At 67.7% G+C, this 25,019-nt stretch carries 20 protein-coding genes and 1 tRNA gene; 8 read left to right on the forward strand and 13 right to left on the reverse strand.

Annotation, left to right across the window (positions count from 1 at the left end):
- Nucleotides 1-107 precede the first annotated feature (107 nt).
- On the forward strand, nucleotides 108-1,205 hold the full coding sequence (locus tag ACMGFE_RS02915; protein ID WP_436923592.1) for an NAD(P)/FAD-dependent oxidoreductase: 1,098 nt from the start codon (nucleotides 108-110) through the stop codon (nucleotides 1,203-1,205).
- 40 nt (nucleotides 1,206-1,245) lie between these two features.
- Here ACMGFE_RS02915 and ACMGFE_RS02920 read toward each other — a convergent pair whose 3' ends face one another.
- The 4 genes from ACMGFE_RS02920 to ACMGFE_RS02935 all read right to left on the reverse strand — a co-directional run bounded on the left by ACMGFE_RS02920 (nucleotide 1,246) and on the right by ACMGFE_RS02935 (nucleotide 5,568).
- Nucleotides 1,246-1,449: a hypothetical protein gene (locus ACMGFE_RS02920; RefSeq protein ID WP_436923593.1), complete on the reverse strand. Its 204-nt coding sequence runs from the start codon at nucleotides 1,447-1,449 to the stop codon at nucleotides 1,246-1,248.
- Nucleotides 1,450-1,651: 202 nt separating this feature from the next.
- A complete protein-coding gene (gene otsB, locus ACMGFE_RS02925) occupies nucleotides 1,652-2,467 on the reverse strand; it encodes a trehalose-phosphatase (RefSeq protein ID WP_436923594.1) in 816 nt (271 codons plus the stop codon).
- Nucleotides 2,454-4,010, reverse strand: coding sequence for an alpha,alpha-trehalose-phosphate synthase (UDP-forming) (locus ACMGFE_RS02930; RefSeq protein ID WP_436923595.1), 1,557 nt, complete (start codon nucleotides 4,008-4,010; stop codon nucleotides 2,454-2,456). The genes otsB and ACMGFE_RS02930 overlap by 14 nt, the downstream gene beginning before the upstream one ends.
- Nucleotides 4,011-4,116: 106 nt before the next feature.
- On the reverse strand, nucleotides 4,117-5,568 hold the full coding sequence (locus ACMGFE_RS02935) for a M48 family metallopeptidase (RefSeq protein ID WP_436923596.1): 1,452 nt from the start codon (nucleotides 5,566-5,568) through the stop codon (nucleotides 4,117-4,119).
- 196 nt (nucleotides 5,569-5,764) lie between these two features.
- Here ACMGFE_RS02935 and katG point away from each other — a divergent pair, with 196 nt between their 5' ends.
- The 4 genes from katG (at nucleotide 5,765) to ACMGFE_RS02955 (ending at nucleotide 11,374) form a co-directional block, all read left to right on the forward strand.
- Entirely contained in the window at nucleotides 5,765-7,915 is a 2,151-nt protein-coding gene (gene katG / locus ACMGFE_RS02940) for a catalase/peroxidase HPI (RefSeq protein WP_436923597.1), read from the forward strand.
- 244 nt (nucleotides 7,916-8,159) lie between these two features.
- The gene (locus ACMGFE_RS02945) at nucleotides 8,160-9,428 is read left to right on the forward strand and encodes a PKD domain-containing protein (protein WP_436923598.1); all 1,269 of its coding nucleotides are present in this window, start codon (nucleotides 8,160-8,162) and stop codon (nucleotides 9,426-9,428) included.
- Nucleotides 9,428-10,222 (forward strand): superantigen-like protein SSL4, encoded by a 795-nt coding sequence (locus ACMGFE_RS02950; protein ID WP_436923599.1) that lies wholly within the window; start codon nucleotides 9,428-9,430, stop codon nucleotides 10,220-10,222. The genes ACMGFE_RS02945 and ACMGFE_RS02950 overlap by 1 nt, the downstream gene beginning before the upstream one ends.
- Nucleotides 10,223-10,330: 108 nt before the next feature.
- A complete protein-coding gene (locus ACMGFE_RS02955; RefSeq protein WP_436923600.1) occupies nucleotides 10,331-11,374 on the forward strand; it encodes an AAA family ATPase in 1,044 nt (347 codons plus the stop codon).
- On the opposite strand, the gene ACMGFE_RS02960 is transcribed toward ACMGFE_RS02955, so the two are convergent.
- The 6 genes from ACMGFE_RS02960 to ACMGFE_RS02985 all read right to left on the reverse strand — a co-directional run bounded on the left by ACMGFE_RS02960 (nucleotide 11,327) and on the right by ACMGFE_RS02985 (nucleotide 19,458).
- On the reverse strand, nucleotides 11,327-12,979 hold the full coding sequence (locus ACMGFE_RS02960; protein WP_436923601.1) for a DUF7519 family protein: 1,653 nt from the start codon (nucleotides 12,977-12,979) through the stop codon (nucleotides 11,327-11,329). The two genes, ACMGFE_RS02955 and ACMGFE_RS02960, sit on opposite strands and share 48 nt — an antisense overlap.
- Nucleotides 12,972-14,546, reverse strand: a complete 1,575-nt coding sequence (locus ACMGFE_RS02965) for a DUF58 domain-containing protein (RefSeq protein WP_436923602.1) — start codon at nucleotides 14,544-14,546, stop codon at nucleotides 12,972-12,974. The genes ACMGFE_RS02960 and ACMGFE_RS02965 overlap by 8 nt, the downstream gene beginning before the upstream one ends.
- Nucleotides 14,543-15,286: a DUF7269 family protein gene (locus tag ACMGFE_RS02970; protein WP_436923603.1), complete on the reverse strand. Its 744-nt coding sequence runs from the start codon at nucleotides 15,284-15,286 to the stop codon at nucleotides 14,543-14,545. The genes ACMGFE_RS02965 and ACMGFE_RS02970 overlap by 4 nt, the downstream gene beginning before the upstream one ends.
- On the reverse strand, nucleotides 15,286-18,264 hold the full coding sequence (locus ACMGFE_RS02975) for a transglutaminase TgpA family protein (RefSeq protein WP_436923604.1): 2,979 nt from the start codon (nucleotides 18,262-18,264) through the stop codon (nucleotides 15,286-15,288). The genes ACMGFE_RS02970 and ACMGFE_RS02975 overlap by 1 nt, the downstream gene beginning before the upstream one ends.
- A gap of 418 nt (nucleotides 18,265-18,682) precedes the next feature.
- Nucleotides 18,683-19,039: a YgaP family membrane protein gene (locus tag ACMGFE_RS02980; protein ID WP_436923605.1), complete on the reverse strand. Its 357-nt coding sequence runs from the start codon at nucleotides 19,037-19,039 to the stop codon at nucleotides 18,683-18,685.
- Nucleotides 19,040-19,185: 146 nt separating this feature from the next.
- Nucleotides 19,186-19,458, reverse strand: a complete 273-nt coding sequence (locus tag ACMGFE_RS02985) for a hypothetical protein (RefSeq protein WP_436923606.1) — start codon at nucleotides 19,456-19,458, stop codon at nucleotides 19,186-19,188.
- A gap of 154 nt (nucleotides 19,459-19,612) precedes the next feature.
- On the opposite strand from ACMGFE_RS02985, the gene ACMGFE_RS02990 reads away from it, so the two are divergent.
- Nucleotides 19,613-19,686 (forward strand) — tRNA-Phe (locus ACMGFE_RS02990).
- 46 nt (nucleotides 19,687-19,732) lie between these two features.
- On the opposite strand, the gene ACMGFE_RS02995 is transcribed toward ACMGFE_RS02990, so the two are convergent.
- Both ACMGFE_RS02995 and ACMGFE_RS03000 read right to left on the reverse strand, forming a co-directional pair.
- Entirely contained in the window at nucleotides 19,733-21,346 is a 1,614-nt protein-coding gene (locus ACMGFE_RS02995; protein WP_436923607.1) for a long-chain-fatty-acid--CoA ligase, read from the reverse strand.
- 178 nt (nucleotides 21,347-21,524) lie between these two features.
- Nucleotides 21,525-21,884, reverse strand: coding sequence for a hypothetical protein (locus tag ACMGFE_RS03000; RefSeq protein ID WP_436923608.1), 360 nt, complete (start codon nucleotides 21,882-21,884; stop codon nucleotides 21,525-21,527).
- Nucleotides 21,885-22,263: 379 nt separating this feature from the next.
- On the opposite strand from ACMGFE_RS03000, the gene ACMGFE_RS03005 reads away from it, so the two are divergent.
- Both ACMGFE_RS03005 and ACMGFE_RS03010 read left to right on the forward strand, forming a co-directional pair.
- Nucleotides 22,264-23,721, forward strand: a complete 1,458-nt coding sequence (locus ACMGFE_RS03005; RefSeq protein WP_436923609.1) for a sulfatase — start codon at nucleotides 22,264-22,266, stop codon at nucleotides 23,719-23,721.
- A gap of 155 nt (nucleotides 23,722-23,876) precedes the next feature.
- Entirely contained in the window at nucleotides 23,877-24,440 is a 564-nt protein-coding gene (locus ACMGFE_RS03010) for a hypothetical protein (RefSeq protein ID WP_436923610.1), read from the forward strand.
- Between the two features lie 59 nt (nucleotides 24,441-24,499).
- Here ACMGFE_RS03010 and ACMGFE_RS03015 read toward each other — a convergent pair whose 3' ends face one another.
- Nucleotides 24,500-24,994 (reverse strand): hypothetical protein, encoded by a 495-nt coding sequence (locus ACMGFE_RS03015; protein ID WP_436923611.1) that lies wholly within the window; start codon nucleotides 24,992-24,994, stop codon nucleotides 24,500-24,502.
- Nucleotides 24,995-25,019: the final 25 nt, after the last annotated feature.

Genomic DNA, 25,019 nt, shown 5'->3' on the forward strand with positions numbered 1-25,019 from the left:
CGACGGTCCGGAGGACCCCTGGCGCGCCGCCGTGGGGCTTACCCGTCAGTAACCGCGCGCACCGATTTGACGGGGTTTAAGCCGACTCGTCCGTTATCCGCTCGTACATGACCGACAGCGAGTACGACGTCGTCGTGGTCGGCGGCGGGCCGGCGGGACTGACGGCCGCGCTCTACACCACGCGCCTCGGGCTTGACACGGCGGTCGTCGACCGCGGCGGCGGCCGCGCCGCGATGATGCAGGACACCCACAACGTCATCGGCGTCACCGAGGACGTCAGCGGCGGCGAGTTCCTCGGGACGGCCGCCGAGCAGGTGCAGTCGTACGGTGCCGACATCCACCGCGAGTTCGTCGGCGGGATCGAGCGCGTCACCGACGGGGACGGTGAGGGTCCTGACGACCTCCGGTTCCGCCTGGAGACGGGCGACGCGACCTACAGCACTCGTCGGGTCGTCCTCGCGACCGGGTTCTCCGACGTCACCCCGGACCCGCCGCTCCCGCCGACGGGCCGGGGCCTCCACTACTGCCTGCACTGCGACGCCTACATGTTCGCCGACGAGCCGGTCTACGTGATGGGCACGGGCGACTCGGCGGCCTACGTCGCGATGATCATGCTGAACTTCACGGACGACGTGGACCTGCTGACTCGCGGTGACGACCCCGAGTGGAGCGACGACACCGACGAGATGCTCCGCAACCACCCCGTCGAGGTGATCCACGCGGAGATCGCGGCGGCCAACCGCGACGACGGCGGCTGGCTCGAGTCCTTCGAGTTCGAGGACGGGACCGTTCGAGAGTACCGCGGCGGCTTCCCGATGTACGGCTCGGAGTACAACACCGACCTGGCCGAGGCCGTCGGCTGCGAGCTGACCGACGACGGGACCATCGACGTGGACGACCACGGCCGCACCAGCGTCGACGGCGTCTACGCCGTCGGCGACGTGACCCCCGGCCACAACCAGATCCCCGTCGCGATGGGCCAGGGCGCCAAGGCCGGTATCGCCGTCCACATGGACCTGCGCCAGTTCCCCCGGTCGGTCGAGGACGTCGACGCGATGGGGCCGGTCTCCTCGGGCGACGTGCCCGCCCTCTCGCAGGAGTTACTCGCGACCGCCGTCGCCCACGAGGGCCACGCGGGCGGGCCGCGCGTCGAGGCAGCCGACGAGGCCGAGAGCGGCGACGAACAGCCCGCCGACGACGACTGAGGAACGGCCGTTTCTCCCCCGGCTGGGACCGATTTTCGTATCAGGAGTCGATCCCGTAGATCCGGTCGACGCCGACGTAGACGAACCAGACCATCCAGATAGTGAAGATGACCAGCCACGCGCCGTACTGGACGTAGGGGTGGGGGACGAGGACGTAGGCGACCACGAGCAGGGCCACGACGACGACCGCGGTGGCGACGTTGTACCGCGTCGGTTCGAACACGTCCCCGAGCAGGTCGCGCATCGCCTCGACGTACGCGGCGGCGCCACATTACTTTTGGCGGGGACGTCCGGACGCGAACCGCCGGAGGCCCCTCGATACTCGCCCGTCACGGCCGCGTCGCCGGATGACTGCTGCGTCGCTGGACGAGCGGCATATCGCCAGACGACTGCCGAGCAGACACTGATGGGAGAGCGGGATTCTTCGCGGTGAACGGGTCCGTCGCTCACTCGAACTGGGCGTCGGCGAGCAGATCGAGGAACTCGCGAACGTCGCGGGGGCTTTCCAGTCGGTAGTCAGCGGCCGTCTCGCGCTCCCCGACGAGGACGCCGAGGCCGTCGAGCGACCCCCGTTCGTCGTCCAGCGCCCTGAAGGCGTCCTCGTCGGTCACGTCGTCGCCGACGTACGTGGGGAGCCAGCCGTGGGGCGCCTCGTCGGTCACCTGTTCGACGGCGCGGCCCTTGTCCCAGTCGACCGCGGGACGGACCTCGCGGATCGCCTTGCCGTCGCGGATCTCCAGGGGGACGCCGGCCGCGACCGTCTCCTCGACCGTGGTGCGGACGCTCCGTTCGACCTCGGGAACGCGCTCCGCGGGCACCTGTCGGACGTGGACGGTCGCGGTCAGGTTCTTGTTCTCGATCTCGACGCCGGGGACGTGTGCGAGCCGGTCGGCGAGGCGGTCGCAGACGCGGTCCACGGCGTCGCGACACCGGCGCGCCTCCGGGTTCACGACCTCGCGGCCGTCGTAGCGGAGTTCGAGCCCGTGGTTGCCGGCGTAGGCGATCCCGTCGACGTCGACCCGTTCGCGGAGGTCGGTCAGTGCCCGGCCGCTGACGACGGCCACGTCGACGGAGGGACACGACGCCAGTCGTTCGACGCGTTCGCGGACGGTCGGAGGCATCCACGCGGCCTCGGGATCGTCGACGATCGGCGCGAGCGTGCCGTCGAAGTCGAGCGCGCAGACGACGCCCGGCGCGGTGGCGAGGCGGTCGGCGACGGAGTCGCGAGCGAGCCAGAGCGGGGTCGCCTCAGTGGTCTGCACGGGTGGTCACACCCCCGTCGGCGTGGCCGAGGTTCGCGACGGTCCCGAGGACGGTCCCGACCCACGACTCGATGTCGTTGTCGGTGACGTAGTCGGACAGCGCGTTGCCCCGGCGTCGCCGTTCGTGCTCGCTCATCGACAGCGCCTCGTCGAGCGCGTCGGCGAAGCCGACGGTGTCGTGCGGGCGGACGGAGACGGTCCACTCGCCGAGGACGTCGTGGGCGCCGGCCTGGTCGCTGAGGACGAGCACGCCGGGGTCGTCGTCCTGCGCGGCGACGTACTCCTGGGCGACGAGGTTCATCCCGTCGCGGACCGGGCTGACCACGGCGAGGTCGGACTCGCGGTAGAGACCGGCCAGCCCCTCGTTCGAGATCATGTCGGTCGTGTAGACGACGGGTCGCCAGTCGTCGGTCGCGAAGCGGTCGTTGACCCGCTCGACGGCGTCCTCCACGCGCTGCTGGTAGCGCCGGTAGGCGTCGATGTTCGACCGGCTCTCCGTCCCGATCTGGACGAGCGTCACTTCGCCGCGCCAGCGCGGGCGCTCGGCGAGGAGGCGTTCGAGCGCGTCGAGGCGCTCGACGATGCCCTTGGTGTAGTCGAGCCGGTCGACGCCGACGGCGACCCGGGTGTCGCGGTCGATCCCGCGGTTCTTCCGGAAGGCGGCGCAGAAGCCGGCCGCTTCCATGCTCCCGGCCTGTTCGCGGATGCTGTCGGCCGGAACGCCCATCGGCGCGGCGCGGACTGTCGTCGTCCGACCGCGGTGCGTGACGGTCCCCGCCTCGTGGTCGATCTCGGCGTCCGAGAGTCCCCGTTCGGCGCATCGGAGGAAGTTCTCGCAGTAGCGCGGGACGTGAAAGAGGACGACGTCGTTGCCGAGCAGGCCGTCGAGGATCTCCTCGCGGTGGGGGCAGGCGCGGAACGTGTCCCAGCTGGGCCACGGGATGTGCCAGGTGTGGGCGAGCGTGCGGTCGGCCGCCGGGTCGTCGGGCGCGTCGTCGGTTCGCTCGCGGACCTGCCGCGGAGCGAGCGCGAGGTGGTAGTCGTGGAGCCAGAGGAGGTGGTCGGGGCCGCTGGCCGCCGCCATCTCCGCCGCGAACTGGTCGTTGATGCGCCGGTAATCGGCCCAGGCGTCGCCGCAGCCCTCGACAGTGCCGAGCGCGGCGTGACAGAGCGGCCAGAGCACCCGGTTGCTGACCCCGTAGTAGTACCCCTCGACTTCCGAATCGTCGAGCCAGAGCCGCTGTAGCGTGTAGGTGTCGTCCCCGTCCGGAGGGACGGTCACGCGGTCGTCGCCGTCAACGACGGTCGCGTCCGCGTCGCCGTCGCCCCAGGCGATCCAGGTACCGGAGACGCGCCGCATCACGGCGTCGAGACCCGCCGTCAGGCCGCCAGCGGGGCGGTCGACGGTCACGTCGCCGTCGTCACCGTAGTCGTGTCTGTAGGGTTGTCGGTTCGATGCGACGACGAGGTCGTCGCCCGCTGTCGCGAGCACGCGGTCGAGACCCGTCTCGACCCGGTCGGCCCGCAGATGTGTCCTCTCCATGACGGACTACCCGTGCTTGCCCCGCCAGGAGGGTATGGGCGCGGCTTGCACCTGCGCGCTGTCACCCACAACGCCACGCGTCGGAAAGATGGCCGATAAAGGGTTTCTATCCCGCGTTTGGGGTAGACAACTCGTCGGTGTCCGCGTCCGCGGCCCCGGCCTGCCGGCGGATCTCGCGGATGCGTTCCGGGATCGGGGGGTGGGTGTAGTGGAACGTCTCGTAGAGGGGGTGCGGGAACGGGTTCGAGAGGTTCTCGCTGGCGAGTCGACAGAGGGCGTCGACCATCGGTTCGCCGTCACCCATCACCTCGACGGCGAAGGCGTCGGCCTCCCGCTCGTGTGCAAGCGAAAGCTTGTTTTCGAGGGGGCTGGTGAGCCGGTTCAGCGGGTAGAGGACCAGCGCCGCGAGGAACAGTCCGGCGTAGACCGGCCGGCCCGCCCCCGACGCGAGGCCGAACATCTCGTAGAGCCACGGGCCGGTGACCAGCTGGTAGGCGAGGAAGAACACGACGCCCATCCGGACGGCGGAACTCCCCACTCGTTTCCAGATGTGGGCTTTCTTCCAGTGAGCGAGTTCGTGGGCGAGCACGCTCTGGAGTTCGTCCATCTCCATCTGCTCGACCAGCGTGTCGAACAGGACGACCCGTTTGGTCGCGCCGAACCCGACGAAGTACGCGTTGGAGTGGCCGCTGCGCCGGCTCGCGTCCATGACGTAGATCTGCGAGCAGGAGAAGCCGGCGCGGTCGAACACGTCGGTGACGGCGTCGTGCAGGTCGCCCGACTCGACGGGTTCGAAGTCGTTGAACAGCGGTGCGATGACCCGCGGGTAGACGACCATCATGACCAGCGAGAAGGCGACGAACAGCGCCCAGGCGCCGACCCACCACAGGCCCGGGAACGAGTCGACGACCCACATGACCGCCGCGGCGAGCAGGCCGGAGATGACCAGCGAAACCGCCAGGCCGACGACCTGGTCGCGGGCCCACAGGCGCGGCGACTGCTCGTTGAAGTCGAAGATTTCCTCGACGACGAAGGTGTCGAACAGATCGAAGGGGACCGAGGAGAGTTGCAGCGCGAGGACGACGCCCAGGAAGAAGACGACGCCCGAGGGTACGGTGCCGAGACCGAGCGACTCGACGGCGGCGACGGCGTCGGCCAGCAGACCGGAGTACAGGACCAGCAGCAGCAGGCCGAGACCGACCCAGGCCTCGAGCTGGCCGGCGCCGGTCTTCGCGCGCTGGTAGCCGAGCAGTTCGTCCGTGTCGCCGACGTCGAGACGGTCGTCGAACCAGTCGGTCTCGGGGCTCGCGGTTTCACCGCTCGCTCCATCCGAGGTCTCCCTTCGCTCGACCTCGCGGCTCGCGGTTTCACCGCTCGCTCCATTCGAGGTCTCCCTACGCTCGACCTCGCGGCTCGCGGTTTCACCGCTCGCTCCATTCGAGGTCTCCCTACGCTCGACCTCGCTGGCCCCATGCCGGACGTTCAGCGCCGCCAGCCAGGTGAAGAATGCCTCGGTCCCGACGAGCAGGGCGAGGAAGGCGACGTGAAATGCGAGCATACCACGGGGTACGGTGCGGACGGGATAAATCCAACGCGGTCGATACGTCAGTTCCCGTCCGACTCCCATTCCCTGTTGTCCAGAAATACCGCCCAAAACAGGGGTTAGAGACTGATCATGATACGGTGACCACGGCTGGATTGCTGGTAGCCAAAGGAAAACTTATCCCCAAATAGCCGTGCTATCCTGACGACAGATGAGTGAGGACAATCCCAAGCGCAGGATGGGCAACAGGAACCACGAGTGGTGGCCGAACCAGTTGAACCTGGACGTGCTCGACCAGAACGCCGAAGACGTCGGTCCGTACCGCGATGACTTCGATTACGCCGAGGAATTCCAGAAACTCGACCTCGAAGCGGTGAAGGCGGATCTGAAGGACCTGATGACGACGTCACAGGACTGGTGGCCGGCCGACTACGGCCACTACGGGCCGCTGTTCATCCGGATGGCGTGGCACAGCGCCGGGACGTACCGGACCGTCGACGGCCGGGGCGGCGCCGCGGGCGGGACCCAGCGGTTCGCACCGCTCAACAGCTGGCCCGACAACGGGAACCTCGACAAGGCGCGCCGGCTGCTCGAACCGGTGAAGCACAAGTACGGCCGCAAGCTCTCGTGGGCCGACCTGATCGTCCTGGCCGGGAACGTCGCGCTCGAGTCGATGGGTATGGAGACGCTCGGCTGGGCCGGCGGACGCGAGGACGTGTTCGAGCCCGACGAGGCCGTCTTCTGGGGGCCCGAAGAGGAGTGGGAAGCGCCCCAGGACCAGCGCATCGACGAGGACGGCGAGCTCGTCGAACCCCTCGGCGCAACCGTGATGGGCCTCATCTACGTCGACCCCGAGGGACCGAACGGCAATCCCGAACCGCTCGAGTCGGCCGAGCGGATCCGCCAGGCGTTCGGTCGCATGGCGATGAACGACGAGGAGACGGCCGCGCTCATCGCCGGCGGCCACACGTTCGGCAAGTCCCACGGCGCCGCCAACGACGACATGGGCCCCGCGCCCGAAGCGGCCCCCATCGAGGAGCAGGGCCTCGGCTGGCCCGACTCCGGCAAGGGCTCCGAGACGACCACCAGCGGCATCGAGGGCGCCTGGAACGCCTGGCCGACGATGTGGGACACCTCCTACCTCGACAACCTGCTCGACTACGAGTGGGAGCTGACGGAGAGCCCCGTCGGCGCGAAGCAGTGGCAGCCTGTCGAAGAGGAGGCGTACGACACCGTGCCGGACGCCCACGATCCCTCGGAGAAGCACGCACCCATGATGATGACGACGGACCTCGCCCTCAAGCGGGACCCGGAGTTCCGGGAGATCGTCGAGGGGTTCCGGAAGAACCCCGGCGAGTTCCTGGAGGCCTTCGCGCGGGCGTGGTTCAAGCTGATCCACCGCGACATGGGCCCGCCCGAGCGGTTCCTCGGCCCGGACGTCCCGGAGGAGACGATGCTCTGGCAGGACCCCGTCCCCGACGCCGACTACGACCTGATCGGCGAGGAAGAGGCCGCCGAGCTCGAAGCGGAGATCCTCGACTCGGATCTCTCCCGCACACAGCTGGTCAAGACCGCCTGGGCGGCGGCCTCGACGTACCGCGACAGTGACAAGCGCGGCGGTGCGAACGGCGCTCGCATCCGCCTCGAACCGCAGCGCAGCTGGGAGGCCAACGAGCCGGCGGCACTCGAGACTGTGCTGTCGACCTACGAGGATATCCAGGCGGAGTTCAACGGCTCCCGATCCGACGACGTGCGAGTCTCGCTCGCCGACCTCGTCGTGCTGGGCGGCAACGCGGCCGTCGAGACGGCCGCGGCCGAGGCCGGCTACGACGTCGAGATCCCGTTCGAGCCCGGACGGACCGACGCGACGCAGGAACAGACCGACGAGGAGTCGTTCGAGGTGCTCGAACCGCGCGTCGACGGGTTCCGCAACTACTTCGGCGAATACGACGCGCCGGCCGAAGAACTGCTGGTGGACCACGCCGACCTGCTCGACCTGACGGCCTCGGAGATGACGGTGCTGGTCGGCGGCATGCGCGCCCTGGGCGCGAACTATCAGGACTCCGACCTCGGCGTCTTCACCGACGAACCGGGGACGCTGACCAACGACTTCTTCGTGACCCTCCTCGACATGGGCTACGAGTGGGAGCAGGCCTCGGAGTCCGAGGGAGTCTACGAGCTGCGCGACCGCGAGACCGGGGAGGTCGAGTGGGAGGGAACCCGCGTCGACCTCATCTTCGGATCGAACTCCCGACTCCGGGCCATCTCTGACGTCTACGCGAGCGAGGAGGAGACGTTCGTCGAGGACTTCGCCGAGACGTGGAGCAAGGTCATGAAGCTCGACCGCTTCGACCTCGAATAAGCCCGGCCGAGAGGCCATCTTCCGTGCGTGGCACCTCGGTGTAGTGTCGCCACGATTTACGCTTCGGATTCACTGACGAGTGGTGTGGAAATGCTGAATGCGTGGGAATGCTCTTCAGAAGTGCTTTCGACCTCGTAGACGCGAAGTGGTAGCTACGTGTACCTGTCGGCAGTACCGACAGTGCGACCGACAGTGTTGGACCACGAACATTTATACCGGAGAGGGAACCACCGGCGAGTAGAGGATGTCGGACTGGGACTGGGACTGTGAGCGTGCGTGGGGCTGGGGGTGCCTGACGACGGCGTTGTGTGTTGCACTGGTCGTCGGGACGGTGGTGAGTTTCGTCCCGGGGGTAGTGGGAGCGGCGGATTCTCGTAACGAAGCACCGCTGGCGGACGCTGGGTTGGACCAGAACGTCACGGCCAACGCGACCGTGTATCTCGATGCGACCGGATCGCGCGACCCTGATGGTAAGGTCGCCGAGTACGAGTGGCGACTCGAACAACCGGACGGCGACTATATCCGGCCGGACTGCCGGACGTGCGGCCAGACGTCGTTCGTCGCCCGACAGGTCGGGACGTACAACGCGACGGTGACGGTCACCGACGACGACGGTGCGACCAGTCGCGATACGTTGCGGGTTCACGTCGAGGAATCCGACGGACCGTCGGTTACTCTCTCCGGGCCGCAAGCATTGAACACGGGCGAAGTCGCCGGGTATACCGCGTCTGTGTCGGCTGGCAACGCGGACGTCGCGGCAGTGACCTGGCGGGTCGACGGGGACTGGCACAATCGGACGAGTATCGCCGGCGAGAGCGCAACGGCGGACTACCTTCACGCGTTCTCGACGGCCGGCAACTACACGCTCAGCGCCACGGTCGTCGACCGGGTGGGCCGCCAGCGTACCGCGACCAGAGAAATCAAAGTGCACAGCCCATCTGCTGCCGCTAGCGGCGGTAGTTCGTCGGGAAGCGGGGATAGTGACGGTGAGCAGTGCTCGCGGTACAACAGAGACGACGACCGGTACTGCACCAACGACCGGATGACCCTCGACAGTAACGGCATCGTCATCACCGACGCCGACAACGACGGCACGATCGTGTGGGCCGGCCAGACCCTCGACGCGGAGTTCACCCAGAACAACGCCGGCGTCTCCTACGATTCGACCGACGGCGTCGTCGAATTCGACACCCAAGAAGCGTACAAAGAGGCACTAGAAGTTGATTCGGTTAACGTCGATCCCACAGTGAGCGTCACAATGAATGAAGAAGAAGAAAGAAATGGAATGGAAGAAGATGACGACGGTGTCAGATGGGGTGAGGCCGAAAACGCTGAATACGACGATAGCAATGAGGACGATGAAATTCTTCCAACACTGTTAGATAGCATTGCCGATCGTGTAGGCGAGAACAATGGCGGAGACAACGGAGACAGCAACAGCGGAAGTAGTGGTGAGGAGAACGGGAGCACCAATACCCGAACTGGTCGTGTGCCGCATGATACGGGATATTAATGGTCAATAGATTCCCATCCAAGGTTAGTCCTGCACAGAAAATGGTGGTGATTGTCGGGATTATTGTTCTTCTCTTAATTGGGGGAGTTGCTATCTCAACCGGTGTCTTCGATGGAAGGGTAGAATCAAAAAGTGTACAGACATCTACCAAAACTGCTACGCAAGTAGATATCCCCACTTCAGCCAGGACTTCAATTCCAACTCCTGTAATCACCCAAACGGAGATGCCAATTCCGACCCAGACAGTTACGTCAACGCCAACTAAAATCCAGACGCCAACTCCAACGCGTACCCCGAGAGCGACCGCTACTCCAAGCCCATATGCCAATGAACGGTACAGTGAATTCGTAGCCACAGTTTATGGTGAAACGGAGGTAGATGCCGATGTCCCAGTTAGAATCCGTGGATGGACAGTGTTAGTGGGGAAAGAACTAGTAATGGTGATGAATCTCACAGCGCATTCAGAAGACGATATCCGTCGGGCGAAAGAAGTGAACACACTTGTTTCGAGCGGTTACGCGCAGGCAGTCGCCCATTATGATAACGGAAAAATAGATGGAGAAATTCCGAATAAATTGCGAATAGCAGAGGTGAACAACACTGGATCCCCACCGCAGACATTATACGTCAACACATCACTGGTCCGTAATTACTACACGGGCCAATTGACTGCGATGGAATTCACTGACCGTTACTGGTCTACAAAAACGAATATGAGTGAAGGGCATATTGAATATGTCGAGAACATAGACAGATCTGCCGGCAATTCTACACTTTACAATAGTTCGGAGTAGCGAGGTTCGCCCTTTCTCGAAGACACCTGAATCTGTTCGCCAATCTAAATTTGGGCGGGAGCCAGCAGAGGCCGAAAACATTTGGTCGGGCCGTCCCGGAACCCGAACATGGACTACGACGAGGCGGGGGCGACCTGTCGGCGGATACTCGACGCCGTCGGCGAGGCGGTCATCGCCGACGAGCGATTCCTGGAGAGCGTCCTGACGGGGATTCTCGCACAGGGGCACGTGCTGCTGGAGGACGTGCCGGGGACCGGAAAGACGCTGACGGCGAGGAGTTTCGCCAGCGCACTCAACCTCTCCTTTTCGCGCATCCAGTTCACGCCGGACCTGCTGCCCTCGGACATCACGGGGTCGAACGTCTACAACGAGGGGACGGGGGAGTTCGAGTTCGTCCCCGGTCCGGTGTTCTCGAACCTCCTGCTGGCCGACGAGATCAATCGCGCGCCGCCGAAGACCCAGGCCGCACTGCTGGAGGCGATGGGCGAAGGACAGGTAACGGTCGACGGCGAGACGACGGCACTCCCGAGCCCGTTTTTCGTCATCGCGACGCAGAACCCCATCGAACAGGAGGGGACGTTCGGGCTGCCCGAGGCCCAGCGTGACCGATTCATCTTCAAACTCGCGATGGGGTATCCCGGATTCGACGACGAGCGAACGCTCATCGACCGCCGGGCCGACCGCACGTCTCAGTCGCCGAGCGTGGATCCGGTCGTCGACCGGGAGACGGTGGCAGAGTTACAGTCGGTGCCCGAGACGGTTTCGGTGGACGGGAAACTGCGGGACTACGTCGTGGAACTCGGTCGAGCGACGCGCGAGGACGACCGGGTAGAGGTCGGCGTCTCGCCGCGGGGAGTGCAACGGCTCTTCGAGGCCGCCCGGGCGGCAGCGGTGATCAACGGACGGGAGTTCGTGGTCCCCGACGACGTGCGACGAGTCGTCTATCCGACGTTCGCTCACCGACTCGTGCTGACGACGGAGGCGAGCGTCCGCGGGGCGGATCCCGCGGCGGTCATCGACGACGTGCTCGATAGCGTCGCCGTGCCAGCCGTCGAAGAGCGAGCATCGGACGGACGGTCGGCAGACGGGCGATCAACGCGCGAATCATCGGAGCGCGGCGACCAGCAAGACGAGCGCGGCGACGACCACTGAGAGGGCGAAGGGGATCGTCGTCACGTCGGTGAGCACGGTCCCCGTCGCGAGTCGGTAGATAGACATCGAACCGAGCGCGCCGAACGTGCCGACTGCCAGCGCGGCGGCGACGTGGACGATCTCGGGAGTGGCGGTCGCTCCCGTTCGGCCGACTTCTCGTCCGAGGGTGACGCCGAACTCGCCGGCGTCCCAGACGACCACGCTGGCGACGAGTCCCCCCAGAACGACCGGCGCACCCACGCCGGCGCCGGAGGCGAAGCCCGCGGCGACGAACGTCCCGGCGGCCGCGATGGCCGGCCCGGGGGCGGACTCCGGAAGCGCACCGACCGCCATCACCAGCGCGAGCGCAAGCGAGAGCGCAGCGGTCATGCCGACGAGCGCCGCCGCGACGGTGACGACGACCGCCAGCGAGCCGTAGAAGTCGACGACCGCGGTCGACTGGCGGGTAAAGGCGGTCGCGAACTGCCCCGGGAGTGCGTCGGCGACGAACGCGAGTGCCGGTGTGAGGACGACCCCGTGGAGTGCGATCGCCAGCACGACGACAGCCCCGCCCCCGACGAACGGCGTCAGCGCGACCACGACGTCGCTCGTCTCCGTTCGAGTCAGGCGTTTGAGCGACCACACGAACGCGGCGGTCCCACCGGCGACGAGCGCGACTCCGAGGAGGAGAGCACGGAGCAACGGACTCGCAGTCGATCCGGCGAGGACGCTGTACACCGGCGCAGAGAGCGCGGCTCGCAGAGCGGGGGGAGAGATTACGGCCTCGACCAGCGTCAGCGGTAACACGGCAGCCGTGACGAGGGCGGTTCGGCGGGCGGCGCGCTCGACCGCCGCCGCCGTCTGTTCGACGCGGTCGTCGGTCCGCGGCGTCGACAGTTCCGTGACCGGCAGCGCGTCGACGGCCCGAGCGACAGCCAGCGCGGCTGTCCCGAGGAGAAGACAGAACGTGATCAGGTGCGTTCGACCGGGAACTGGAGCGACGAACGCGCCGACGACGTCACCGACGGTGGTAACGAGCGGGGGGGCCATCGGCGCCTCGTCCGCCCCACCGAGGCGACGGAGCAGCGTCGAGAGCAATAGCACGGCGGCGACCGCCAGCGGGACGACGAACGTCTTGACCGCGAGTTTCGCGTAAGCCCACGTCCTCGCCATGCTGAGGCGACCGGCGAGCGTCGAGAGTGCGCCGACCATCGCGACAGTCCCGCCGAGGACGACCACGGTCCCACTGACCACCCGCAGACCGCGGGGTCGGATCTGATCGACCGTCTGCACCGGATACAGCGCCGCGACGAGGTCCAGAAACACGTAGCCCACGGCGGAGGCGAAGCCGGCGCCGACGAACAGCGCGAGCAGGCCGGCGATCGCGGTCGCCGGGGCGCGCCAGCGATCCCGCCCGACCAACCACAAACTCGCGGCGAACGCCCCCGCGTGCGCGAACGCGACGGCGACCGCGAGGAGCGATCCGAGTCGTCCGATCAGCACGGCAGCGGTGGCCACCGACAGCACGACGACGACCACAGTGCTCACCCGAGAGGGGGGCGCCGTGAAACCGCCGAGACCGGGGTCTTCGGTCGTCGCGTCGGCGTCTGACCGCACGTCAGCCATGGGAACCCCCTGGTAGCGAGGCGATCGCGTCTGCAAGCGCCACCTCGACGGCGTCCGACCGGTCCCAGTCGACTACCGTCGCGCCCGTCGCAGAGAGGTCGGCCAGGCGTACGTCCCGCTCGCGACTGGCGACTCGCGCCCCGAGCGATGCCGAACCGGTCGCAGCGGGACTGAGGACCGTGACCGGGTATTCGCGCTGACGGACCCGCCGGACGAAGTCGACCGGCCAGTCGTCGAGCAACGGCGTCGCGAAGACGACGTGCGCCGTCGGTGGGAACTGCGACAGCAGATATCGCACTTCGTCGGCACCGCCGTCCGGTGTCGGCGTCTCGGGCGCTGCCGCGTCCGTCCCTCCGGTCGCGTCTACTTCCCCAGTCGCGTCCGTTCCTCCGGTCGCGTCTGCTTCCCCAGTCGCGTCCGCCTCACCGGTCGCGTCCGCTTCACCGGCCGCGTCCGGCTCCTCTGCCGCGTCGCTCGGAGGCCCGACGCTAGCCGACTGCCCGTCCGCATCGATGCCTGAGGCGTTCGATCGAACAGGGGCCCAGTTCCCGTCCGCTGCTCTCGGACGGATGTCACCGCCTCCGCCGTCGGGATCGTCGGCGACGCGCTGAATCGCGTCGAAGAGCGCGCGGGCGTGGGCCGTCGCGTCGTCCCGGTCGCCGCCGACCCAGGGTATCGGCCCGGCCCCCGTCGGGACGGCCGGATCGGCGCTGTCCACGCCGAAGGCCGCCGCGCCCGTCGTCACGTCCGCGTCGACCAGGGACTCGTAGATCCGTTCGGCGGCGTATCCCGTTAGCGACGTCGCCGTCGGCGCCCCGGCGTGAGGTCTGACGCGCCCGACCGGCCGGGCGTCGACCACGACGACGACTCTCACCGCCCGTTCCTCGCGATACGAAACGGTCGTCAACTCGCTCGTCTTCGCGAAGCGCCGCCAGTGGATGCGACTGATCGAGTCGCCCGGGCGGTACTCGCGCGTCGAGTGGAACTCCAGCCCCTCACCGCCGCTGTCGGTCGGGTGCGTTCCCGCCCGGGCGAGCGTGGCCGACCCGACCGACGCCGCGGATACGGGATCGAGCGACGAGAGCGTGGCGTCGCCGGTCGCCGGGACGACCTCCGTGACGAGCCGTCCCGCCGCGAACGGTCGCAGACGGACGACCGGGTCGGCGAACTCGAAGTCGCCGCGTAGCGCCACGACGTCGTACGTCAGCGTCGCCGATTCGCCGGGACGTAGCGTGACACACGCACGCGGGGTTCCATCGACGACCGCCAGGTCGTCGGGGACGCCGTCGACGATTCGGACGTCCGGGAGAGTCCCGTCCGAGACGTTCTCGACGGAGAGATCGACCGTCACCGACGCGCCGGGCGCCGGCGTCGCGTCCGAGAACGTGCGCTCGACCCGGACGGCGGCGTCCCCCGGAACAGTCGAGATAGCGCCGTAAACGACGTACGCGAGCGGGATCGCCGTCGACGCGAGCAGAAGCGGCGACGCGTACACCAGCCCGAGAGCGACGAGCGCCGCGGTCGCGACCGCGCCGACGCGCCACCGGTACACCCGTTCGTGACTCACTCGCCGACACCTCCACCGCCGACCTCCTCGGGTGGCGTACGCTCTCGGCCGCTGCCTCCGTCGACAGCTCCGTCGCTGTCCCTGGTTGAACCCCGCTCGCTGTCGGTCCGGGGGGACGCCGGGAGCGCGTCGATCGCCGCGACCGTCCGCCGGAGACGACGTTCGCGCTCTGCCGCGGGGTCGAGCCAGAGTCGGAGTCGCGACCGGAGCGACGGAACCGGTCCCTCGTCTCCCGAGAGGAACGCCGCCGCCGTCCGGTCGTCGGTCCACTCGCCCGAGGCGACCGCGCCGTCCGACGAGTCGCCGTCCCACTCACTGCGACGGAGGCGAGCGACCGCCAGCCTACGGAGCCGCTCTCGGATCTGGTCCATCGCGCGTTCGTCGCCCGTGGTCGCCCGCTCGACGGTCGCATCGAATTCGGTCGCGACCAGCGTCCGGTCGGGAGCCGTGACCGTCCCCGGCGGATCGGCGACGATCCGCTCGAACCGTTCGGTTCCGCTCCGGTCGCCTGACACGAGGCGGTCCTCCGGCGACTTCCACACGGCTCCGACGAGGTAAAACCCGACCGCAACGCTGCCGAGGACGAAGAGCGCCCGCGGTTCGAGCGTCGAGGCGGCGTCTACCAGGGTCGCCAGCGGCTCCGTCCCCGCGACGAGCGACGGCGCACTGACCGAGAGAACGCCGAGCAGCGTCGCGAGCACGCCGACGACGCCGAACGCGACCCGGACGGGGCCGCGCATCAGTCCCCACCTCGTCGGGGATCGATCTCGGCCGCCGATTCGTCGTCGGATACGTCAGTGTCGTCGGATGCGTCACTGTCGTCGGATACGCCAGTGTCGTCGGATCTTGCAGTTGCCCCCGTCGAATCGGAGGATTCGATCGATCGTTCGATCCGTTCGATCGCCGCCTCGACGGCCGGGACGGAGTCGTCGGGCGAGCGCGGGCCGTACTCGACGGCGCGGAACTCGTCACGGAGCGTCGCGACGGCCTCGGCGGGCAGGCCGTCGGCCGACACCGCGTGGTCGGCCAGTTGTCCCGGGGTCTTCGTCCACGGCCGGCGGACCGACACGAGAGTCAGGAACCGTCCCCAGGCCTCCCGGATCGTCACGTGCGCCGCGTCGGGTTCGGTCGACTGCGATCCGCTGTCCACGCCGGACTCGCGGTCTCCGGGGCGGAACGGCCGATCGACGACCCCGGAGAGTCGATTCGACCAGGCGACCAGCCACGCTCGGAACGCCCCGACTAGCTCGGCGGGCGAGCGGTCGCCCGCGACCAGCGCGGCGAGGTAGGCGATCGTCCGCTCGATTCGCGCGGCCGCGACGACCGCGAACCCCACGAACGCGCACACCACCAGACGGCAGGCCGTTCGGAGCGCGCCCGCGAGACGGCGGCCGAGCGACCGCGGACGGACCGACCGTCGACTGAGGGCGACTGCGCCGCCGACGACGACGGCGAGCGCGCCGACGGCGGCGCCCGCCGCGTTCGCAAGCGGGTTCACGACGGTCGTTCGCGCCGTCTGCCCGTCCGTCTCGACCGCTATCTGCACGGCCGATTCGAACGGCAGTCCGGTCGTGAACGACCCGTCGACGCCGGTTACGCCGACTCGCTCGCCGCCGATCCGGACCGGGACGCCCGCGGCCGAGTCGTTCCCGAGCGCCGCCGTCACCTCGACCGGCGAGCCCGCGACCGGCAGTGGCCAGACCGCGTCAGCCGAGACTGTCAACCCACCGAGCCGGAGCGTCGTGGATCCGGCGACCGGTTTTCGGGCGACGCCGAGGGTGACGTTCCCCGGTGATTCGGGCAGGCGCACGCTCGCCTGCCCCCCGTCACCGGTGCGCGCTACGGGTTCGCCGTCCAGCGACACCGTCGCGTTCTCGACCGGGACGCCGTCGACCGTCGCGGTGACAAGCACGGTCTCGCCGGTGCGCACGTCGCCCGACACGGACAGCGTCGCCTCCGTCGAGACGTCGAACGAACGCGTCGTGTTGTCGGCCTGTGCGTCCGCGGCGAGTTGGTCGGTCTCCGGTGACGGGAACGAACGCGATGCGTCCATGCCGGACAGCACCGCACCGTCTGACAGCGCCGTACCGCTGGGCAACGTCACACTGCCAGACAGCGCTGCACCGGACAGTGCTGCTCCACCGGACAGCGCCGAATCGACGGGCACCTCCGACGCGACGGTGCGTCCACCGACCACCGTTACGGAGAGGTTGTCGGTGTAGGGGACGGTCGCGTCGACCGTCCCGTCCCTGTCGGTCCGTCCCACCGGCTCACCGTCGAACTCGACCAGCGCTCCGACGACCGGCTGGGCGCCCGCCGTCACCGAAACCGCTACCGTCGCACCGGGCACCGCCGTCCGGTTGAGTGCGATGTCGTACTCGCTCGTCGACGGTTCACCGGGATCGCCCGGGGCCGGCGTGTCGTCCGCGCCACCCGGTACGTCCGGCGTCGGCTGCGGCGTCACCACCGACTCGTCGTTCGACCCCGGGTCCACCGGCGTCGCGGTGGCCGTCTCGTCACGCCCCCCGGGGTCCGGCGAGAACGTCTCACCCGGGCTGCCCTCCTCCTGGGGGCTGTACTCCCCGGGCGCACTGCTTTCCTCGTACGACTCCGCTTCTTGCTGCAGGCGCTCGGTCCCCGGCGTCGGGTCGAAGCGCACCCAGCCCACGTCCTCGAAGTACACCTCCACCCAGGCGTGGGCGTTCATCGACCGCACCTGGAACGCGTTCGCCCCGACCTGCTGGCCCGTCGAGTAACCGACGACGTAGCGAGCGGGGATCTCCTGCGATCGCAGCATGGTCGTCATCGCCGTCGCGAAGTACTCGCAGTAGCCCGCCTCCATCTGCGTGACGAACTCTCGGGCGACGTTTTCACCCGACGGCTCCGAGACGTTTAGCGAGTACTCCTTGTTCGCCTCTAGCCACTCCTCGATCCGCACCGCCGTCTCGTAGGGCGTGTCCGCCCCCCGGGTGACGTTGTTCGTGAACGGTCGGAGCGACACTGCGGTGCTCGGCGGGAGTTTCGTGTAGCGCTGCTCGATGGCGTCCGGGTAGTCGCGGCCGCTCGTCCGCAATAGCTCCGGGTCCCGCGGCGGCTTCCGACTCACGCCTACGTAACTGGTTCCCGCCGGCAGCGTACCGTTGGCGCGCGCCAGACCACCCTCGGTCAGTTCGATGTCCTCGGCCTGTTGGACGCCCGTCGGCCGCCACACGGTCGGTGCCGAAGTGGTCGGTCGCGCCAGTTCCACGCGATAGCGGACCTCGCTGCCCTCGATCGGCGCCGACGCGTCGCTCGTGCCCGACCGCGACCACCCGTCGCCGGTGTAGGTGTCGTACGAGCCAGTGCGCCAGTAACTGGACTCCTCGCTACGGACCAGGAAGTGAACCTCCGCGTCCTGCGACCGGAACGGGTTGCCGCCGTTCTGATCGAGCGACCCGCCGACCGACGTTCGGTCGCCGAGGTTCAGCGCTCCGAACCCGTCGCCGGTTCCTCGTTCGCCGCCGCCGGCGCTCCCGCCGTCGGAACGCTCCTCGGCGCCGGGCGGCATCGGGATCAACGACTCCGCCGGCGCACCGGCGAGGCCGACCGAGACCGCTGTGGGAACCAGCGTCGTCGCGAGAACGACCGCGACCACGCAGCCGGCGACGAGCGCGACCGATCCGTACTCGCGGGCCGACCCGTCGCCGGCGAACTCGAATCCCTCGTCGGCGTCACTCATGTGTCAGGCCAGATCGGGTGCCCGCAACTGGATCGTCACGTTCCACTCCGGGCGTTGCATTCACCGTTAGGAGGCCTGCCAGCAACAAATACTTCGTGGTTAACCGACCCTTTCGCGGTCGGATCCGGCGCTCGTAGTCGTGTTCAGACCGCGATCGCGCACGGGTTCGGACGGCGGAGCAAGGGTTTTGTTCCCCGGTGACCGAATCCAGGCATGATCGACGGATCGAAGTGCCCCGACTGCGACGGACACGTCAGCACGACCGACGGGACGACGTACGTCTGTGACGACTGCGACCGCGAGTTCGACGCGGCCGATCTGTTCCTCCCCTGAACGCCTCATCAACGGAATCACGAGTCGGGAACGCAGTTCTTCGGGCGCCACTCCGGCCGGGCCGACGAACGCCGGCCTCGATTACTCAGGCAGTAGCTTCGAGACAGGCCTCGTGGACGGTCTCGCCGTCTTCGTTCGGCTTCCGCCGCTCTCCAGGGACGATGGGTTCGCCGCAGCTCGCACAGCGTAGTTCGCCGGGTTCCGCGGCCGTCTCGGTACCGATACTCTCCATCACGTCGGTCGCCCCAGTATCGATGCTCTCCAGCAAGTCGTCGGACTCGCCGGACACCGTGTACCCGAGCGCCGCCGCGCCGACTCCCGCCAGCACGCCGCGCGTTCGCTTGCCCTTCCGGAACGACTGGATCGCGACGAGCGCCAGGACGGCAGCGAGGACCACGCGGGCGAGTCGACTGCGGTCGTCGAGTGTCTCGTTCGACTCCATACGCATAAATGGGGCTCCGTGCCCTTGTAAGTCATCGGTTCGACTGACGCTTTCTCGGAGAGGCGTCCGTCGACGGTGCCGATCGAATCGAAAAACGGCGGTCGAGAATACCGCGGTGTGGACGGGGTCTCTGAGCGGGGCCTCGATCAGCCCGAGGCCGCTGGCGGGGCGGACTGGTCGGGCAGGATACCGCCGCCCGTTCCGCCGTCGGACCGTTCGCCCTTGCTCGAGTCTTCGACGGTGACGAACTGGAACTCCTCGTCGCCCTCCTCGACGGTCTCGTCGTCGGAGTGGTCCTCCTCGCCGAGCCACTTCCCGACGGACGGCGCGGTGCCGGAGCCCAGCGCGATCATCAACCGGCGAGTCGTCTGTCCCGGTGGCGTCGAACCGTCGTCGGGATCCCGGACAGCCGTCCCCACGCCGCTCGATCCTCGCGATGGGGGATGATCCCTGAGCGTTTTCGCGGGCAAAATCGGCGGGTCGAACGTGTCGTCAACGAGGTGATCTGTCGGGGCGGGCTTTCGAAATCCTTTTTTCTCCCCTCCTCGCAGTCGGAGATGCGCACGACGGCGCGCCGCCTTAGCTCAGACTGGGAGAGCACTCGACTGAAGATCGAGCTGTCCCCGGTTCAAATCCGGGAGGCGGCATCCCGATTTTACCTGATTCCCACTCCTACCGATCACGTAGTCCGCACTATCCCTGTCCGACCATGCGGTCTTCGTCTTCCCAGACCTGCGCCCGGAGTTCGTACTTCTGGACCTTGCCGGTGGCTGTCGTGGGGAGGGCGTCGACGAACTCGACGCTCCTGACGGTCTTGTAGCTCGCGAGGGTCTCGCGGGTGAAGGCGATCAGGTCGTTTTCGAGAGCGTCGGCGTCGTCGACCGCGTCGGACTCGGGGACCACGAACGCCTTGGGCGTCTCGCCCCACTCGTCGCTGGGAGCGGGGACGACCGCGACGTCGGAGACTGCCTCGTGTTCGAAGAGCGCGTCTTCCAGTTCGATGGAGGAGATGTTCTCGCCGCCGGAGACGATGATGTCTTTCTTCCGGTCCTGGATAGCGATCATCCCGTTCTCGTCGACGGTCGCGAGGTCACCAGTGTGGTAGTAGCCCTCCAGGCGCTCCGAGAACGCCTCTTCGGTGGCCTCGGGCCTGTTCCAGTAGCCTTCCATCACCTGGTTGCCGCTGACGACGACTTCGCCGACGTGCTCGTCGTCTCTGGGGACGTCCTCGCCGTCCTCGTCGACAACGCGGACGTCGGTCCCGAGATAGCCGAGGCCCTGCCGTTTCTTGACCGCGAAGCGGTCGGCGCTGTCGTCGTCGAAGTGTCTGCGAGCGTCGGACGTGGTGATCAGCGGGCCGGTCTCGGTCGCGCCGTAGACGTGCGTGAGGTACCAGCCGAACTCCGCCTCGACGTGGCGGATTGTCGCCTCCGGGGGTGCGCTCCCGGCGGTCGCGACGCGGACGTCGTTCGCGCCCGTCGTCGCCGGCGATTCGGCGTCGTCGTAGTCGATGAGCCTGTTCAGCACCGTCGGCGCGCAACAGAGGTACGAGACGTCCTCCGCGGCGATGGTCCGGAATATCCGTTCGGCGTCGACCCCGCGCGTGCAGACGTGAGTCGCGCCCATCCCGGTGATCGCGTAGATGTGACCCCAGCCGTTGACGTGGAACATCGGCAGCGTCCACAGGTAGACGTCGTCGTCCCGGATATCCTGGTGGACCGACACCAGGTACGCGTGTAGCGTCTCGCTCCGATGGGTCCGCATCACGCCCTTCGGGTCGCCGGTCGTCCCGGAGGTGTAGTTGATGGTGATCACCTCGTCTTCACTCATCTCCGGGCGCTCGAAGTCTGGATCGGTGTTCTCGATCACCGCGTCGAGGTCCTCCCAGTCGTCGTCGACAGCATCGGCGTCGTTCGTGAGGAAGGTCGTCGTGGGGACGTTCGATCGGATGGGGTCGATCTTCTCGGCGTACTCGTGGTCGGCGTAGATCGCGTCGACGCCGGCGTCGTCGAGGATGTACGCGAAGTCGTCGGGCGTCAATCGGTAGTTGAGCGGCGTGTGGACCGCACCGATCTGCATGCTCGCGTAGGCGACTTCGAGGTGATAGTGGGTGTTCGGGTCGAGCACGGCGACCCGGTCGCCCTTCTCGACGCCGCGTTCCCGGAGGGCGGCCGAGACCCGGTCCACCCTGTCCCCGAACTCGTCGTAGGTGAATCGCTCGCCGGTCGTTGCGACGATCGCTTCGTCGTCCCCGTAGTGCCGCCTGGCCCGGTCCAGGAAGTCGGTCACGAGCAGTGGCTTATGCATGGTATCGTCTCACGGGAGAACCGTCGCCGCCACACCCCATAAATTAAATGTTCAATGATGATGGTCCACCGCCGGATCGGTGCGGCGAGGGTAGTAGATCCCGGCCTATCGATCCCCGTTCGGCCCGACGATGCGAGTGCGGCGCTGCGATACCGTCCGGAGCGAGGGGTCGAACCGGCTACGCGCCCGGGACCCCGACTGCCTCCAGTGCGCCGATCCCGACGAAGGCGAGGACCCAGAGGACGACGAGGGAAGCGATCCACGCGATGAGCGCGATGAGGATCGCGTCCCCCCACCCGCCGGGATAGCGGAACTGGATCACGGCGACGTAGGCTATCAGGACCAGTATCGGGCCGAGAAGGGGGATCCAGCCGAAGAGGAATCCGACGACCCCCCAGATGATCGCGCCGATCAGAGCCGTCACGATCGCGTACGTGTAGTCCTCGTGGTCCGTGATGACGCTGGCGCCGATATAGATCCCGAGCGCTCCCACCAGCAGACTGACGACGAACACGATGATCGAGTCGACGAGTGCCATATCGAACGAAGTGGTGCCGAACCCGTAGTTACTACACTATTACTCCTCGACATCTGGGCGCAGAACTCAGAGCGATGGGGTAAGTTAGTCGTATCGGCTTCCGACCGGTCGCTGTGGGGCCGCACTCCCCGTCGGTGGCCGACCGACGGCCCGAAAGCTCCGAAGCGGCTTCAGGAATGCCGGGAGGGCAGGGTGAGAGCGACCGCGGGGGCGGGCCCGATGTGGGCAGTAATCCGCCGTTCGGCCCCGGGTGAACAGCCGCGACAGACCCGATAAGTAGACGTTACTGAGCGAGCGCGTCAACAGCCGCGGGCGGGCTGCAACGATCGGAAGTAAGCGGTCAATTGCTATCGGTGTCGGCCCCCAAGCGCAGGCGACAATGGCTGTTCAGCCGAACGTCGTCGTCGTCGTCGCCGACACGACGCGTGTCGACGACGCGTACGATTCGCAGGTCGCGCCGACGCTGGCGAAACTCGCATCGTCTGGGACACGGGCCACGCGGGCCTTCTCCGCGGCGCCGTGGACGCTTCCCTCCCACGCCTCGCTGCTGACGGGAGTGCCGTCGTCCGCCCACGGCGCCCACGCCGATCACGAACTCCTCGACGACCGCCACCCACTGCTGTCGGAACTGTTCCGTGACGCGGGGTACGAGACGGTCTGCGTCTCGAACAACACCTGGTTGAGCGCCGAATCTGGATTCGACCGCGGGTTCGACGAGTTCCGGCAGATGTGGCAGCTCGTCCAGTCCGAGAACGCACTGAGCGAACTCGTCGACGTGACCGAAGAGAACCGAACCCGCCTCGTCGCCCGGAAGCTGTTCGCCGGCAACCCGCTCGTCAACGCGGCGAACGCCCTGTACCGACGGTTCGTCCGCGACCGGGCCGACGACGGCGCCCGCCGCTCGACCGCCTGGATCGCCGACTGGCTGGACGACCGCTCGCGCGAAGACCCGTTTTTCCTGCTCGTCAACTACCTCGAACCCCACCTGGACTACGAGCCCCCGCGACGGACGACCGAACCCCACCTCCCGGACGACGCCACCTACGAGGAGGCGATGGCCGTCCCGCAGGAGCCCTGGGACTACCTCGCGGGGACGCTCGACCTCTCGGACCGCGACCTGCGACTGCTTCGGGACCTCTACCGCGGCGAGATCACGTACTTCGACGAGCAACTGGCCGCGCTCAAAGCGGCGCTCGTCGCGGCGGGTGAGTGGGAGGACACGATCCTCGTCGTCACCGCCGACCACGGCGAGAACGTCGGCGACCACGGCCTGATGGACCACCAGTACTGTCTCTACGACACGCTCGTCCACGTTCCCCTCGTCGTCACGGGCGGCGCCTTCACCGGGCGGAGCGACCTCGACGATCTCGTGAGCCTGATGGACCTCCCGCCGACGCTCCTTGACGCGGCAGGGATCGACGCACCGGGCGCCCGGGAACGGTTCCACGGGAGCTCCTTCCATCCCGACGCCGAGGCGTCCGCTCGCGAGTTCGTCGTCAGCGAGTACATGGCCCCGCAGCCGTCGATGGAGGCGCTCGAACGCCACATCGGGGACGTTCCGGACCACGTCAGACGATACGACCGCTCCCTGCGGGCGATCCGGACCGAGGAGCACAAGCTCGTCCGGGGATCCGACGGCTCGGAGCGGTGTTACGACGTCGACGCCGACCCGGGAGAGACCACGGACGTGTCCGAGGCCCGTCCCGAGGTGGTCGCCGAACTCGGCGACGCGCTCGACGACTGGCTCGAGACGGTCGACACCGCGGGCGACCGCGAGTCGGTGACGATCGGCGACGAGCGGAAAGCCCGGCTGGAACAGCTCGGGTACCTGCAGTAACGGGACGACCGCGCGCCCGCTCTCCGTCGAGAGGCGACAGAGACGACCCAGCTCTCGAGGCGCAGATCGCCGATCTTCGTCGAACTCGCCGGCGAACGGTGGTTGCAGGAACTTGCCGGCACGGCACACTTTCGGTTGTAGCCCCTATCGCGCCCGTGAGAAAGTCAGATTCCGAGTCCGCCTCGGGCCTCGACCGCGTCGCGATCGTTCGGATGCTCGTTCTGGTCGCCGTCGTCGGTGTATCCATCGGCACGGCGGGCGCCACAGCCGCCCAGCCGGTGGGGGACACCGCGACGAGCGACGCGATCCCCGCGAACGACGCCACCACCGTCCAACAGGACGAGAGCGCTCAGGCCAACGACACGGCCGCCCAACAGAACGAGAGCGACCCGGTGTCCGTCTCGGTCGAGGAGGTGGCGAGGTGCGGCAGCCGGTGTCGGCTCGTGACGGCTAACCTGACGAACGTCGGCAACGAGACGCTGGAGAACGTCACCGCGGAGACGGAGATCACGACGGGCGACAGGGACGTCTGGACCCAGACGGACCAGTTCGGTAACCTGTCCGCGAACGCGTCGACCAACCGGACCGCGCGGATCCACCTCTCCTACGCCGAAGCGTTCGCGGTCGCCAGCAACGACGGCAGGATCACCATCAACACCACCGTCCGCTGGGACGGCGGAAACGCGACGTTCACCGAGCGGCGCCGCGTTATAGGATAGTCGACGTCTCTCCCTCCGAACGGCGTCGATCCGTCCTCGACGCGGACTGATTCTCGTCGTTACCCCGCGATTACCAGCCGCCCCGCTGGGCAGTAGCCCCCGTCGGACGGGTAGGGAAGCGTTAGTCCGTGAGTCGGTGAGTGGCCCTGCGAAAACGGAGTCGGCCCTATTTGCGGACCTGCGTCCCACTGCCGACACGGGTTACGTGCCCGAGATCCATCATGCATCACAACGAGCACGCCGGAGCGGACCAGCACGACCGGCAGACGCACGACCGGCAGCAGCGCCAGGGACAGCAACACCGTCAGGCGGGCCAGTATCAGGAGGGGCAGCAGGGACAGCACCAGCAGCAGAGACAGCACCAGCAACAGGGACAGCACCAGCAGGGACGACAACAGACACACGGGCACGGAACGCGCCGGACGCGCCAGCGCGAGAGTCGCCAGCAGATGGGGGCCGGCGAACAGCATCAGCAACAGCCACATCACATGGGCGGTCAGGGCGCCCAGCGACGGGACTGGCAGACGACGGATCAGTCGCGTCGGACCGGCCACGACCGACGACAGCAGTTGAACCGCG

Origin of the sequence: Halosimplex amylolyticum (assembly GCF_051414035.1) — an archaeon.
GTDB classification, from domain to species: domain Archaea; phylum Halobacteriota; class Halobacteria; order Halobacteriales; family Haloarculaceae; genus Halosimplex; species Halosimplex amylolyticum.